This window comes from Mucilaginibacter sp. 3215, from assembly GCF_050433785.1.
Taxonomy (GTDB): domain Bacteria; phylum Bacteroidota; class Bacteroidia; order Sphingobacteriales; family Sphingobacteriaceae; genus Mucilaginibacter.
Genome location: NZ_JBNPWO010000004.1, coordinates 418,573 through 432,665, shown reverse-complemented (window position 1 = coordinate 432,665; position 14,093 = coordinate 418,573). Strand labels below are relative to the sequence as shown.

The 14,093-nt window shown below is 43.5% G+C and carries 15 protein-coding genes; 7 read left to right on the top strand and 8 right to left on the bottom strand.

What is annotated here, in order from left to right; translation table 11 throughout:
• Positions 1-105: 105 nt before the first annotated feature.
• On the bottom strand, positions 106-1,365 hold the full coding sequence (locus ABIC84_RS10485; RefSeq protein ID WP_429263547.1) for a prephenate dehydrogenase/arogenate dehydrogenase family protein: 1,260 nt from the start codon (positions 1,363-1,365) through the stop codon (positions 106-108).
• A gap of 130 nt (positions 1,366-1,495) precedes the next feature.
• Between ABIC84_RS10485 and ABIC84_RS10480 the strand changes: the two genes are divergently transcribed.
• Positions 1,496-2,242 carry a hypothetical protein gene (locus ABIC84_RS10480; protein WP_429263546.1) on the top strand — a complete coding sequence of 249 codons (747 nt, stop codon included), beginning with the start codon at positions 1,496-1,498 and terminating at the stop codon, positions 2,240-2,242.
• 171 nt (positions 2,243-2,413) lie between these two features.
• Entirely contained in the window at positions 2,414-3,037 is a 624-nt protein-coding gene (locus ABIC84_RS10475) for an NUDIX hydrolase (RefSeq protein WP_429263545.1), read from the top strand.
• Between the two features lie 69 nt (positions 3,038-3,106).
• On the opposite strand, the gene ABIC84_RS10470 is transcribed toward ABIC84_RS10475, so the two are convergent.
• The 4 genes from ABIC84_RS10470 to ABIC84_RS10455 all read right to left on the bottom strand — a co-directional run bounded on the left by ABIC84_RS10470 (position 3,107) and on the right by ABIC84_RS10455 (position 6,330).
• Positions 3,107-3,790 carry a carboxypeptidase-like regulatory domain-containing protein gene (locus tag ABIC84_RS10470; RefSeq protein ID WP_429263544.1) on the bottom strand — a complete coding sequence of 228 codons (684 nt, stop codon included), beginning with the start codon at positions 3,788-3,790 and terminating at the stop codon, positions 3,107-3,109.
• Between the two features lie 210 nt (positions 3,791-4,000).
• A complete protein-coding gene (locus ABIC84_RS10465) occupies positions 4,001-4,990 on the bottom strand; it encodes a LiaI-LiaF-like domain-containing protein (RefSeq protein WP_426584782.1) in 990 nt (329 codons plus the stop codon).
• Positions 4,991-4,994: 4 nt separating this feature from the next.
• Positions 4,995-5,591, bottom strand: coding sequence for a PspC domain-containing protein (locus ABIC84_RS10460; RefSeq protein WP_426584780.1), 597 nt, complete (start codon positions 5,589-5,591; stop codon positions 4,995-4,997).
• Between the two features lie 34 nt (positions 5,592-5,625).
• Positions 5,626-6,330: an SDR family oxidoreductase gene (locus ABIC84_RS10455; RefSeq protein WP_426584778.1), complete on the bottom strand. Its 705-nt coding sequence runs from the start codon at positions 6,328-6,330 to the stop codon at positions 5,626-5,628.
• A gap of 164 nt (positions 6,331-6,494) precedes the next feature.
• On the opposite strand from ABIC84_RS10455, the gene ABIC84_RS10450 reads away from it, so the two are divergent.
• The 5 genes from ABIC84_RS10450 to ABIC84_RS10430 all read left to right on the top strand — a co-directional run bounded on the left by ABIC84_RS10450 (position 6,495) and on the right by ABIC84_RS10430 (position 11,295).
• Positions 6,495-7,226 carry an MlaE family ABC transporter permease gene (locus tag ABIC84_RS10450; RefSeq protein WP_426584776.1) on the top strand — a complete coding sequence of 244 codons (732 nt, stop codon included), beginning with the start codon at positions 6,495-6,497 and terminating at the stop codon, positions 7,224-7,226.
• Entirely contained in the window at positions 7,223-7,975 is a 753-nt protein-coding gene (locus ABIC84_RS10445; protein ID WP_426584774.1) for an ABC transporter ATP-binding protein, read from the top strand. The genes ABIC84_RS10450 and ABIC84_RS10445 overlap by 4 nt, the downstream gene beginning before the upstream one ends.
• Positions 7,976-8,092: 117 nt before the next feature.
• Positions 8,093-8,983, top strand: a complete 891-nt coding sequence (locus tag ABIC84_RS10440) for a class I SAM-dependent methyltransferase (RefSeq protein WP_429263543.1) — start codon at positions 8,093-8,095, stop codon at positions 8,981-8,983.
• 116 nt (positions 8,984-9,099) lie between these two features.
• Complete coding sequence (locus ABIC84_RS10435; protein WP_429263542.1) at positions 9,100-10,173, top strand: hypothetical protein; 1,074 nt, start codon at positions 9,100-9,102, stop codon at positions 10,171-10,173.
• A 156-nt stretch (positions 10,174-10,329) separates the two neighbouring features.
• The gene (locus tag ABIC84_RS10430) at positions 10,330-11,295 is read left to right on the top strand and encodes a Gfo/Idh/MocA family protein (RefSeq protein ID WP_429263541.1); all 966 of its coding nucleotides are present in this window, start codon (positions 10,330-10,332) and stop codon (positions 11,293-11,295) included.
• Between the two features lie 94 nt (positions 11,296-11,389).
• On the opposite strand, the gene ABIC84_RS10425 is transcribed toward ABIC84_RS10430, so the two are convergent.
• From ABIC84_RS10425 to ABIC84_RS10415, 3 genes are all read right to left on the bottom strand, one after another.
• Positions 11,390-12,235, bottom strand: a complete 846-nt coding sequence (locus ABIC84_RS10425) for a metallophosphoesterase family protein (protein ID WP_429263540.1) — start codon at positions 12,233-12,235, stop codon at positions 11,390-11,392.
• A 94-nt stretch (positions 12,236-12,329) separates the two neighbouring features.
• Positions 12,330-12,896 (bottom strand): cupin domain-containing protein, encoded by a 567-nt coding sequence (locus ABIC84_RS10420; protein WP_429263539.1) that lies wholly within the window; start codon positions 12,894-12,896, stop codon positions 12,330-12,332.
• Positions 12,897-13,268: 372 nt separating this feature from the next.
• On the bottom strand, positions 13,269-14,090 hold the full coding sequence (locus ABIC84_RS10415) for a glycerophosphodiester phosphodiesterase family protein (RefSeq protein WP_429263538.1): 822 nt from the start codon (positions 14,088-14,090) through the stop codon (positions 13,269-13,271).
• Positions 14,091-14,093: the final 3 nt, after the last annotated feature.

Genomic DNA, 14,093 nt, shown 5'->3' with positions numbered 1-14,093 from the left:
CAATCAAATTACAAAAAACAACAAGTGTTCACACCTTAAAAAATTGAACACCTGCTAATCAAGCTTAAATCCGAAATCGAACATCTGAATTCCCAAATCAAAAAATTACTCCATCATCAACCTGCGGATCAGCTCCGCGCTCTGGGCTTTGCCCTCTTCAAGCCGGTGGCTAAAGAATGCCTGCGTATTATTAAAGTGTTTCTTATACCCCTCCATATCCCCATATCCAATAATAGCCGACCATTCCCTCACCGCCGAGTGAAACTCCAGGTCGTCGCCGCGGATGGTTTTATCGTATAGGGCTGTTTCCAGTGATTCTTCCAGCAGCTCTTCATTCTTGAAAAGGTATTCGGCAATGCCCAAACGCAGGCGGAAAGGCGGGGTTTGGCAAATGAGGTTATCGTAGGGGTTAACGCCAAGGTGGTACCAGGCATCAACCATACTTAAAATACTAAGGTGCGAGTTTGGCTTCTGATGATCGGCATGCTGCGAGAGCGAAAACTCCTTCATCACGGTATCATTAAGCATAATGGGCTTACGGCTTTCGTGGAAAACAAAGTCACGGGCGCGGTAAAGACGTTGTTTAAATGCATCGGCCTCCTCCCTGATCATCAGCTTAAACAACTCCGACTCCGATTCGGCATAGCGCTTCACCTGTTGGCGGGCATACGGGTTGAGGATGGCCAACCCGGCATAAACGTGGGCCTTATAACTGAAGATCCGGAGGGTGGTCAGGATCTTCACGTTATCTATCCCCCCAATATATGAAGCGTTTTCCCAGGGGAAAAACCCGGCAGATTTCCAGGCTGTGCCCATGCTCTCAAAACCAACGTGAGTAACGGCCTGGGTATCGGCCACAATGCGGTCGTGTTCGTGGTAATCGGCAATTTCAACTATGTTGCTGCCAATCGCCGTAAACAGGTCATACATGCGCTGGTAGGCATCGGGCGTTGAGCGGTGCGGGATCAGGATGAGGGTTTGCCCGGCGGGTTCAAACCCGGGGCCGTGCATCCCATGAAAGGTAACTATCTGGGCATCGGCAGGCAGGTGCTTTTCAAAGGTGGCAATTTCCGGAGACTTAACCGAAGTTTGTCCGGCCACAATGGCACCGTATTTGGTTGAAGGGCCATACTCAGCAACCACGCGCTCCATGCTATCGGCCTCAACCGAATAGATGATGAGGTCGTTGATGCGGGCAACATCGCTGCCGTGATCCATAACGGTGATGCCGTGGGGCGTAAGCTCTTCTTCAAGCTTTTCACGGTTGGCCGGCAGGTCGCAGCCCGAAACGGTGTAACCGGCCTTTGCGAAAGCCTTTGCGTAAAGGCGGCCCATATCGCCTAACCCAATAATACCTATATTCATGCCGCTAATATAACTATGAGTAGGTTAATTACGTACGAAAGCTTATTTTAGCCTCAAAAACGCAGGGTGTATATAATAAAAACCGTAAACATCCTGTTTTGTTAATAGCATATACCTAATTTTACATTTGATGAACAAGCATTTACTACTTACGATAACGGTTTTAATAGCGATGATAACGGGCAGTGTTGCGGCAACTTTTGCACAGGACAGCACCAGGAAAAAAACCGCTACCTTAAAGCCCAATGCTATTCCACCCATTGTAAGATCGAGCCCGGCAGCGCTTAAAAACCCGGCTGCAACGTCGCAGCAACCGGCTAAATCTGCTTATACCCTGCCCAAAATCAGTGCTGCTGCCGATTCGGCCCTGCAAAAAGATAAAAGCCTTAATGGCCAGTACAAATACCTGCTTAGCAAACTATACCATTATCAGCAACCATTAGTTGCCGCCCTGTGGAAAAACATGAAGGATACCCTGAACACCGAGCGCCGCCAGCTTAAAGAGGCCCGGGCCAAACTTGCCGAACAGGGTAAAAATGTTGAAAGCCTCAAATCTGACGCAAGCAATAAGGAACAAGCCCTCAACGAATCAAACGCCAAACGCGACGAGATCAGCCTGCTGGGAATTCCCTTCACCAAAGCAACGTACAACCTGGTAATGTGGGGCTTGGTTATTGTTTTTGGTGTAGTTGCCGTTATAGTGATAGCCCGCTCAGGTGCACATAGCCGCGAGGCTAAATACCGCATCAAACTTTACGAAGAGCTTGATGAGGAATACAAAGCCTTCAAGGCCAAAGCCAACGAAAAAGAAAAGAAACTTGCGCGCGAACTCCAAACCGAACGCAATAAGCTTGACGAGCTGTTAGGCAGAGGGTAATCTCTTTGATTTCGGAATTGGGATTTTCGATTTCGGATTTTCTATCGGCAACTGAACATTTATTGATTTTATTTGTCATCTTGAGCGATAGCGAAAGATCTTCTTCACTTTGCATAACTGCTATACAGGACGAAGAAGATGCTTCACCATGCCAAAATATTAACATCTACTATGCCCAACACCAACCTGCTTTCCCTTATAACCCAACTACGTTCCATTGCCGAAACAGGCCTGCTATACGCCAAAAACGAATACGATATCGAACGTTACAAGGAACTGCAACACCTGAGCACTCAAATGTTTGATGAGGTAAGCGATTACGGCGCCGAAACCATCAACCTATTGTTCCCTCAGGCTGCCGATTATCCTACCGCCAAGGTTGATTTACGGGGGATGCTGCTTTCGCCGGATAATAAGATCCTGCTGGCTAAAGAAAGCGGTGATGGAAAATGGTCGTTGCCCGGTGGATGGGGTGATATTGGCTATACACCCAAGGAAACCATTATTAAAGAATTTTGGGAAGAAACCGGCTTGCAGGTTACTGCCGACAGGCTGCTGGCCGTATTTGATAAAAAAATGCACCCACATCCTCCGCAGCCTTTTTATGTATATAAAATGGTTTTCTACTGTAAAGCTGTTACTACAGAGATCAACAAAGGATTTGATGTGTTGGATGTTCAATATTTTGATATTGACAACCTGCCGCCACTATCTGAAGACCGGATCCTGAAAAGCCAGATCGAACTGCTTTACCAAAAGATCATTACTAACGATATCAGCGTTTGGGCAGATTGATTAATGCTAACTGCGCCAACTCATATCTAACCCAAACTGCTACTGCAACTGTCGCTGCTACTAAAAAAACTACTCTTTCAAATCAGGCAGCGTACGTTTATCAGCCGGCAGTGCCAGATACTTTTTGTACGAATCATTGATATAAACCGCCATGGAAGGGCCGTTGTTGTTTTTGACAAACTCGTATGAAGGCCTGTAAATGGTCATGAAATTCTCCAGATCCTGTCCGCGCAGCGGGATAATGCTTTGTACGTAAGTCATGGTAAACACTTCGTCAACATGGCGTTCTTCTTCCTCGTGTTTAAAGTACTTTTTAAGGCGGCGGGCATCTTTTGCCTCCTTGCTAAACCATGATGTAGGTGATAGCGGATAAACTTTAGCGCGGGTATACACTTCCGGATATTCTTTGTGGGCGTCAAATGTTTCGCGTTTGGCGCTGATATTAACCTGCCTTAAGGCTATGGTTTGGGCAACCATCTCTATTTTCTTGTTGGTAAAATCGGTTACATATAACGTATCCGACACGTATCCCGGAGAACTAAAAATCAGGGTGTGCCCCGTTTCAGTGCGGATGCTGAAATTACCTTTACTATCGGTAAGTGTCATTTGCCTGTTTTGGTTGTCGCGCACAAAAACATCGCTCATTTTATTGTTTTTGCCCGACTCAACAACAGTGCCTTTTACAGTGGTTTGAGCATTTACGGTACAAGCCCAAAATAGCAACGCAGATAATATAAGGTATGGGTATTTCATAGCAGATTATTTGTGCTGTAAATTAAACTTATTTTTTGTTCCAAAGGTTTTCAATTTAACACTTTTTCGCCCTTTTGTTATCTTAAATGACAAAACCCTGAATCAGCATTGCAATATGGTACAAAAAAAACGCTCCATCAAATTGACGGAGCGGCTGGCAATTCATTATTGTTGTATTATGTCCCGGTATCTTTTTACTCAGGATTTAGGTTAATATCGGTTTACTTTAAAATCAGAGATCCCTCCACTCATGTGTATCAGGATCCTGCTTTTTGCGGCATCAAAGCCATCGGTTTCGTAGTCGTTACCATCCTTTTTACTGAAACCCTCAAATTCGTTTGATGAGAGGCCGGTATTGGATGTGATACGGCAGGCAGCGCCTTTTGGAACGCTTATGGTAACCTCAGATGCACCGGTTGAAACTTCCACATTTGTGGTGCCAACAGGAGCCCCGAGCTTCACATCAAATGACGCTGCTCCACCTTTTAAAGATAGGGTTTTTATTTTGAATTTTGAAAGATCAAAATTTAAATCTGTTGCACCCGTAGTAATGTCAATATCCCACACCGGATTTGTGTTTAATTTAATATCGGCCCTGTTGTTTTTCTTGTCGTTTGAATCAAAATGGAAACCCTTATTATTCTTTAAATTAAGGTTAAGCACATACACCGAATCATTTTTACTATGGTTAAAAGTGTACTTACCGTAAAGTTCCTGCGTTTGGGCGCTGAATAAATCGGCAGTACTATCACTTAAGTTATATATGGTACCGCCACCACTGATATTAAGGCGGGCATGTTTAATACCGGCATTATACTCCTCTTTAAAGGTTTTATCACCGCCTATTTTAACAACTCCCTGATCGGTATTCGTTGTATCGCTATCATCGTTGTCATTATCGTCATTATTATAATCGTCGCTATGAAAAGTCCAGGCATTTGGCCAAAAATGGTAGCGTTTACCAAAGTTGCCAAATACCAGCAATGCAAAGCAACCTATTACTACCGCAAGCTTTAAGATGGTAGCCAGCGGCGATCGGTTTCCGGCAAACACTAAACTGATACCTCCCATAATTAAAAATATAGGCCACAGATACAGGATGTTCATCCAGTCGAAATTTATTACGTGGAAGTTATCCAGCAGGAATACCACTCCCAACAATACCAGGATCGCGCCCGGAACAAGTTTATCGCTTCTCATGATTTTATATAGTTGGAGGTGTATCTTTAGTTTCTGTTTCTTCCTTAGCAGGTTCGGCTTCCGGGGCATCAGCTACCTCATTAGCATGCCAGCTTTGTTTTTCCCAGGGCTGTTTCTTTACTCCCGAAACTATAAGCGCAATACCTGCGCCTACCAGCATTACGGGCCAAAGGTTTTCAAAATCCCAATCAGGCATCAGGTCGAGCTCATTAAGCAGGAATACCGAACCTAAGAGGATCATGGCCACGCCAAATATCAGCCCAACGGTTGAAGCTTGTTTTTTGGGCGGATGTACAAACGGGGGATTAAATGGCTGGCTGCCAAATTTAGGATCGTAAAATGGCCCCGATTGCTGCCCGCTTGCAAAAGGGTTATCCTGTGGCGGTACCCTGTAATCAACACCGGGATTAAAGCTGTAACCTTTTTTTGGCAGCACTATCCACAATACTATATATATGGGTAAGCTGAAGCCTTTTAAAATAAGGGTCACCAAAAATATCGCCCTGATAACTGCTACGTCCGTGCCGAAATGCTCGGCAAGGCCCGCGCAAACACCGCCTATTACCTTTCGGTGTTCATCGCGATGAAGTTTCTTTTCCATAATTTATGTTCGCTTTATGTTTAAAGTTGATTTATCATAACTGGCCCGGAGCGGGTTTGATGATGATTTCGTCGACATTGGCGCCGGTGCTCATCTTGTAAATATTGATGATTGCCGATGCTATGTCTTCGGGCAGCACCATGGTATTGGGGTCAACCACCGCGTCTTTCCATGAATCCGTTAACGTTGATCCGGGAATTACGGCGGTAACTTTTACACCATGCTCCTGCATCTCGAGCCTCATTACTTTTGTTAGACCTAACAACGCATACTTTGTTACACTATAACTACCGGCTTGGGGCACAGGATTTATAGCGGCTACCGAGCATATATTAAAAAAGTGCCCTTTACGTGCCTTTGCCATGGTTTTACCGAAATAACGGTACAACTCATAGCCCGGCATCAGGTTAGTATTCATCTGGATTGGAAGGGTATCTTCAGTATCATCCAATATGCTTGAAGGAATAAACGTCCCCAAATTATTAACCACAACATCAATGAAGCCAAGTTCGGCTTCAGCGGCAGCGGCAAACTTCAATAGTTCGGTTTTCTTGCTGCCATCAGCTTTCATAGCAAAAACCTTTACCCCTGCATCAACCTGTTCAAGTTCATCTTTAAAATTTAATAATTCTTGCTCATTCCGCGAACAAATTGCCACGTTTAATCCTTCATTAGCAAAAGCAATTGCAATTGAGCGGCCCATGCCTTTGGTTGAACCGGTGATGAGTACGTTTTTCATATTGTTTAAATTAATTTTTATAGTTAGTGAAGCTTTATGCCCGCAATTTACGTAAGCATAATAATTGATACAGTTAAAATTGAATTTAAATGACTTGTTTTAACACCTGACCATTTAGGCTTAAAGGTAAAAAGCGTATTTTTAACCGATTTTTATAAGAACAAATGTTTGAAAGTTTAGGAAGATACATACTCTTACTGCGTTTAAGTTTCAGAAAGCCCGAAAAGTTCAGTGTATACTGGGCCGAAGTAATGCGCGAAATGGTATCAGTAGGCATCGGATCATTGGGTATCATCTCAATCATATCTATATTTATTGGAGCAGCAACTACTATTCAGGTAGCCTTCCAGCTATCAAGTCCGCTGGTGCCTCTTAGTATAGCGGGTAAAATAGCGCGTGACTCCACTATTCTTGAATTTAGTCCAACCATATCAGCGCTTGTATTGGCCGGGCGTGTTGGTTCAAGTATCGCGTCTCAAATTGGTACTATGCGGGTTACCGAGCAAATTGATGCCCTCGAAATTATGGGCGTAAACGCGCCGGGATACCTGATATCGCCCAAGATCATTGCGGGCATGAGTATGGTGCCATTACTGGTTATTGCTTCAATAACTTTAGGCATTACAGGGGGGTATATTGCCTGCGTTGCTTCCGGAGACATTACGCCTGCCGATTATATTGTAGGGGTACGTGATGGGTTTGATGGCTTAACGGTAAGAGTAGCACTTGTTAAAGCAATTGTTTTTGGCTTTATCATTGCTTCTATTTGTGCTTACCAGGGTTTTTACACATCAGGCGGTGCACTTGAGGTTGGCCAGTCGGCTACAAAGGGTGTAGTTTTTAGTTGTGTGATGATCTTATTTGCCGACCTTGTTATCACCCGTTTAATGCTATGATCGAAATTAAAGACATTAATAAAACCTTTGGCGAAAATCACGTTCTTAAAGGAATCAGTTCAGTTTTCCACGAAGGCAAAAACAACCTGATCATAGGCGGTTCCGGATCAGGCAAAACAACATTATTAAAATGTATTGTTGGCCTGCATGAACCATCCAAAGGCGAGGTTTTTTTTGATAATGAAAATTTCACCCAAATGGATTTTGAACAACGTGTACCTATCCGCACAAGTATTGGTATGCTTTTTCAAAATTCGGCCCTGTTTGATTCCATGACAGTGGAAGAGAACATCATGTTCCCGTTAAATTTGTTCACCAACAGATCAAAGGCCGAAAAGCTTGAACGGGCCAACTTTTGTTTAGAGCGGGTTAACCTCGCTGGCAAAAACAAACTTTATCCGGCTGAACTATCAGGCGGTATGAAAAAGCGCGTTGGCATTGCCCGCGCCATTTCCATGCAGCCTAAATATCTTTTTGTGGATGAACCAAACTCCGGTCTCGATCCTAAAACTTCGATATTAATTGATGAACTGATAGCCGAGCTTACTCTGGAGTACAGCATAACTACCGTTGTGGTAACCCACGATATGAACTCGGTAATGGGTATTGGCGATCATATTGTTTTTTTACACCAGGGTCAAAAATGGTGGGAAGGCAGCAACAAGGAAATTGCCCATACCGATAATAAGGAACTTAACGACTTTGTATTTGCCAGCAAATTTATGCAGGCGGCGAAGGAAAAGTTGTAATAAGTCTGTAGCCTAAAGTTTAAAGTCAAACAATAAGATATCATTATATTTGCCGCACCTTTTAAGTTGAGATCCAAACTTTCGACTTAATACTCAAGACTTTTGACTTAAAATAAAATGATCCAATTACTTACCCCAACGCACTGGAAAGATTACGAGCTGATTGATTGCGGCGATTTTGAAAAGCTGGAACGCTTTGGGAACACTATACTTATCCGCCCCGAACCACAGGCGGTTTGGAACAAAACCCTGCCCGCTTCTGAGTGGCAGCGTTTGCACCATATCAAGTTTAAAGGCCGTTCGGCAACTACAGGCGAATGGTTGAAAAAAGATCCTAAAACTCCCGATCGCTGGCATATCCAATATAAAAACAAGGAAGCAGCCATTAAGTTCAGGCTGGGATTAACCTCATTTAAACATGTGGGCATCTTCCCGGAGCAGGCCGTAAACTGGGATTATATCAGCCAAAATGTAAAACGCTTTAAAACCCCCGAGCCAAAAGTACTTAACCTGTTTGCCTACACAGGCGGCGCTTCCTTAATTGCAAGGGCAGCAGGTGCCGATACTACCCACGTTGATTCTATAAAGCAAGTAGTAACCTGGGCCAATGAAAACCAGGAGATCTCGGGTTTGAAAGATATTAGATGGGTTGTTGAGGATGCTTTGAAATTTGTAAAACGCGAATTGAAACGCGGTAAAAAATATAACGGTATCATACTTGATCCGCCGGCATATGGCAATGGCCCCAACGGCGAAAAGTGGAAACTGGAAGATAACATCACCGAAATGATGCGTGATGTAACTCAACTGCTAGACCCTGAAGAGCACTTCCTCATCCTGAATACTTACTCCCTTGGCTTCTCATCTGTAATAGTTGAAAACCTTATTAAAAGCTCATTCCCACAGGTGCAAAACCTCGAAATTGGCGAGCTTTATCTGCAGGCTACGGCAGGGCCAAAACTGCCTTTAGGGGTTTTTGGAAAGTTTCATAAAATTAAAAGTAATTAATTTCCAATATCTATCTTTGGCGGCGACCGAACCAACACAATTGCTGCTTTATAAGTGGCTGGGAATTAAAATAAACACACCTTACATACACCTGCATTATATTGAACGTTAAAAAAATGAAACTAAAAACGCTTGTACTATCCGCTACGTTTATGGCATCGGCAGCTTTGCTTTTAAATAGCTGCTCACAAAATGGCAGTAATGCCAAAACCGACGGTAAAAAAACCGCTGTTGCAGTTAAAGGTGATTCGGCCCAGGCTGAAACAGCAGATACCTTAAGCGTTAAAAAATCTACCTACCCTCCTATCGACAAAAAGCTGTACGACTCGTTGATGAAATTCAACGCGCATGGCGATACAACCGGCAGATGGCCTGTTAAAAATACCCCGTACCCGATAGGCGGCGCCATTTTACCATTTAAACGTGTAGTTGCTTTTTACGGAAACCTGTATTCGAAAAGAATGGGTATTTTGGGCGAATTGCCGCCAAATGAAATGTTGGCCAAGCTTAAAGGCGAAGTAAAACACTGGGAAAAGGCAGATCCTAAAACTCCGGTACAGCCTGCACTGCACTATATTGCTGTAGTTGCCCAGGGCGATGGCGGTAAAGACGGCAAATTCCGTTACCGTATGCCATTTAAGCAAATTGACAGCGTATTGGTGCTGGCTAAAAAAGCCCATGCTATTGTATTTTTAGATGTACAGGTAGCCTTAAGCAACATCCGTGCAGAATTACCGCTGCTTGAAAAATACCTGGAATTACCGCAGGTACATTTTGGTATGGACCCTGAGTTTTCGATGAAAGACGGAACCCATCCGGGTAAAAAGATCGGCACTTATGATGCTGATGATATCAACTACGTATCAGACTACCTAACCAAAATTGTTAAGAAAAACGGCTTACCGCCAAAAATCCTGATAGTTCACCGCTTTACTAAAAAGATGGTGACCAACTATAAAAATATCAAGCTGCACCCCGAGATCCAATTGGTAATGGATATGGACGGTTGGGGCGAACCAGACCTTAAAACCGGCACGTACCGCTATTTTATTAACCAGGAGCCGGTTCAGTTTACAGGCTTTAAATTGTTTTACAAAAACGATATCAAAAAACCACCTCACCACATGTTAACACCAGAGGAGGTTTTATCGAGATACAAACCATACCCGATTTATATCCAGTATCAATAAGTCGGAAGTCTTAAGTCGAGAGCCTTAAGTTCCAAGTCAGAAGTCCTGAGTAAGTAATAAAATTTATTTACCCGGGACTTTTGCATTTAAAACTATATACTTGAAAAATCAATTTTTGACTTAGAACTCCGGACTTAAGACTTCAGACTAAGAACTATGATAAAATGGGGTGTTATTGGATGCGGACGTATTGCCCACAGGTTTATGCAGGGCTTCTCAGTTGTTGATGGCGTTGAACTTACAGCATCCTATTCGCGCAGGCCTGAAACTGTTGACGCTTTTGTTGCGCAATATGGCGGTATTGCTTGCCGAAGTATTAATGAATTGCTTGCGAGCGATATTGACGCTGTTTATATAGCTACCTTGCCTGATAGCCATGCCGCTTACAGCATTGCCGCACTTAAAGCGGGCAAGCATGTGCTTTGTGAAAAACCGGTTACTGTTAATCTTTCCGAACTGGACGAGGTGCTTGCTGTTGCTAAACAAACCGGCTTGCTTTTTATGGAAGGAATGAAACCACCCTTCTACCCTTTATACGGCAAATTAAAAGAACATATTGCTAATGATCCTATAGGCCCTGTTGGCTATGTACGCGCCGGATCGGCCGTGGCCGATTGCCCGCCCGACCATCCGAATTACAACCTCGACCTTGTGGGCGGCAGCCTCATGGGGATTGCTATTTATGAGGCTTTTCTAGCCCTCGACTGGCTTGGCCCCATGCAGGACATCCAAACCATGGGCAGGTTTGGCGAAACCGGGATCGACATGTTTGCCATTTTTCAAACGCTTCATCAAAATGGATACGCGCAATTATATTGTGGTTTTGATATGCATGGCAAAGGCGACGCATTGATAGTAGGTACGCTGGGGCATATTACCATCCACAAAAACTGGTGGAACCCGGCAAAGGCAACTATCAGCTACCTTGATGGCCGCATAGTAGAATTGAATGAACCATTCATTGCCGGAGGGCTAAATTATGAGATCATCCATTTTTATGAACTCATAAAGCAGGGCAAAACCGAAAGCTCGATACTGCCGCATGAACTATCAAGACAAATGATTGATATGATAGATCGGGCCAGGACGCAAATAGGGTTAAAATACCCGGTGGAAAAGTAAAATCTATAATAAACTTTGCTGGCGCAAGTTTTGCGCGATAGCCTGAGCACGGCGAACTCGTGCCTTCTACGTTATGTATCGTCCTAAAAAAAGTTTACAGTTTAGCCGAGTTTAGCACCGGGTTCTGACTCGCGTTTACCTGGTAGGTATAGATAGCATTCTGCTCATCAACTTCAACTATGCGGTAGCCTTTGTATTCAGTACCCCAGTCGCCGCCTATGTGCGAATCGAAAAAATGTGGGAGTTTATCCGTGTAACGCACACCATCCAGTAAGTGATCGTGGCCATGAAACACCGCTTTTATGTTAGGGTACGAATGAAGCAATTGGATGGTTTCCGGGCAATCAACAAATACATCATTCTTAACCCATTTGGTAGGCGGGATATGCAGTATCACAAAAACAATTCTTTTGTCGGCAAATTTATCTAACGACACCTTGAGGAAAGCATTATTAGGGCAGGTATAAACACCTTTGGTATCGGCAGTGTGGGCCAATACAAAACCTATATCGCCAAACTCTACCGTGTATTTATCTTCATAACCAAAAGCATTCTTCCAAACTGTGGCATCCGCAAAATCATGATTGCCGGGAATAGTATGGTAGGGGACATTTAATTTATCAAGGTATTTAGTTTTGATCTCAGGGAGCAAGTCGGGGCGGTTGTGTACCAGGTCGCCGTTAACAATCACAAAATCAAGGTGATTTTTGCTATGATCTTCGTTAAGCCATTTAACCATGTTGCCGGTGTGCAACATAAAATCCGTTTTCGGCTGTCCATAATGAATGTCAGAAGCTAAAGCAAATCTTAATTTTAGTTTGGCTTTGGTGGCACGGCTATACCCGTTATTTTCAGCGGCAAAACTATTGACAGCAGGTAAAAGACTTAAAGCGGCAACGCCTGTTAAGGCAGTGCCAAAAAATTCGCGGCGCGAGGTCATAGGCTATTATTTTACGGCAAAGGTAGGCTTGGGGTGTTAAATGAAGGTTAAGAAAACACCTAATTTGACGTGTCTTGTACATACCGTGAGAAGTTTACTCCAGTTTTAACGGCGGACCTACTATTTGCATATCATGGTCGTTAAAAATTTTGGCGAGTTCCTGTTTTGTTGGTTCATGATCTAATGCTTGCATTGGTACAAAAAAATCTTCAAGCTTACCAGCAGGTTGAAACGTAACCGTCATTTTTCCTTTTTCAGATACTTGTGTCCATGCATGTGGTACATTTCGGGGTAAAAAAACACTATCGCCTGCACTCAAATGGAACTTATCTTCACCAACCTGGAAGTAGTAGGCGCCATCTAAAACATAAAATATTTCGTCTTGCAAGGGATGCACATGCAATGGAGTACCGCGGCCTTGCGACAAACTTGTTTGTTCAAAAATAGCCAGGTCGCCGTCGGTATCACTGCCAGATACTTTCACATCCATTATATTTGAATTGACCCCTTTTAATTTAATATGCCCATGTATACGGCCTTCTCCCGCACCTATTTTAAATCCTTTGTTTACCCGCATAAATCTCTTTACACCTGTAGAAAAGGATGTTAAAGGCATTGCAGCAAAAGCTAACATAGCAGTAATGAAATTATTTCTTTTCATGGCAAAGCGGTTTTACATTGGTTTATAAAAAGAGGTTCGTTAATATCCTACCTAATTGATATAAAAGTAGTTATAATTATTCAGTTACGCTAATCCCCAAGTATTCTTACGTAATTGGGGTGCCGCTTTAGTTGATATATATATATTCCGAGGGCTTTAATATTGCCTGCAACCTTTACTGGTTAGATGGGCATACCGAAAGGTCGCGGCGCAAGGTCATAGGATATTATTTCATGTGCAAACGTTGCCCTGTGATGGTGATTGACAGTTAAGAAGCTATCTGAATCAGAATTTCAGAATGCTTGAATTTTCAGAATTAAACACATCACATTCCGGACATTCTTAAATTCTGAAAATTCTGATTCAGACAATTTACCTCAACCCCTTTTCTTTTAAAAACTTCACCAATGCTGCCGGATGATCCGTTTGTAAACCTTTCAAACCAACCGCAAGGGCCTCGTTCCAATCTGCCGGGCCTTCACCTGCACTTTGGATATCAGGCCAAACCGGAATGTGATATTCACCGGCCAAGGCAACCATATCGGCGGTGTATTGATTGTATGATCCGTCAAGGATATCAGGGTGATACTGATCGATAAAGCTTTTCATTCCGGCAGTATTTTTAACACTATCGGGCAGGCTCAGCATCAGCGGCATTTTTGAGGCAGCTTTGCGCCAGCCTGTAAATTGAGCGGCGCTGTTAATATAAACCAATACCTGTTTTTCCATGCCATATTCTTTGATCATCTGATAGGCCTGTTCAGGATCGGCAGCTTTAAAATCAAGATAGATACCTATCCGGTTTTTGCATATTTGCAGGATCTGCTTAAAGGTTGGGATCCGGTACACCTCTTTGCTCGCGGTATCCTTGCTCTTCACCTTTAACTGCAATAGCTCTGCAAGTGTAAAATCCTTCAGTTGGCCTTTCCCATCAGTCATGCGGTTGATACTGCCGTCATGCATACTTACCAGTTCACCATCTTTGGTAGTACGCAGGTCTATCTCTACATAATCAGCCTCATTTTTTATTGCCTCCTTATACGCTTCAAGCGTGTTCTCCGGATAAATGACGTGATCGCCACGGTGGGCAGCGACTATAAACTCATGCCTTGAAACAGGAGCCGGGTTGGCCTGCCACCCATCACCGGGTAGCAGCCATAGTAAACCCAAAATTGTTAATAGTTGAAAACGCATCGT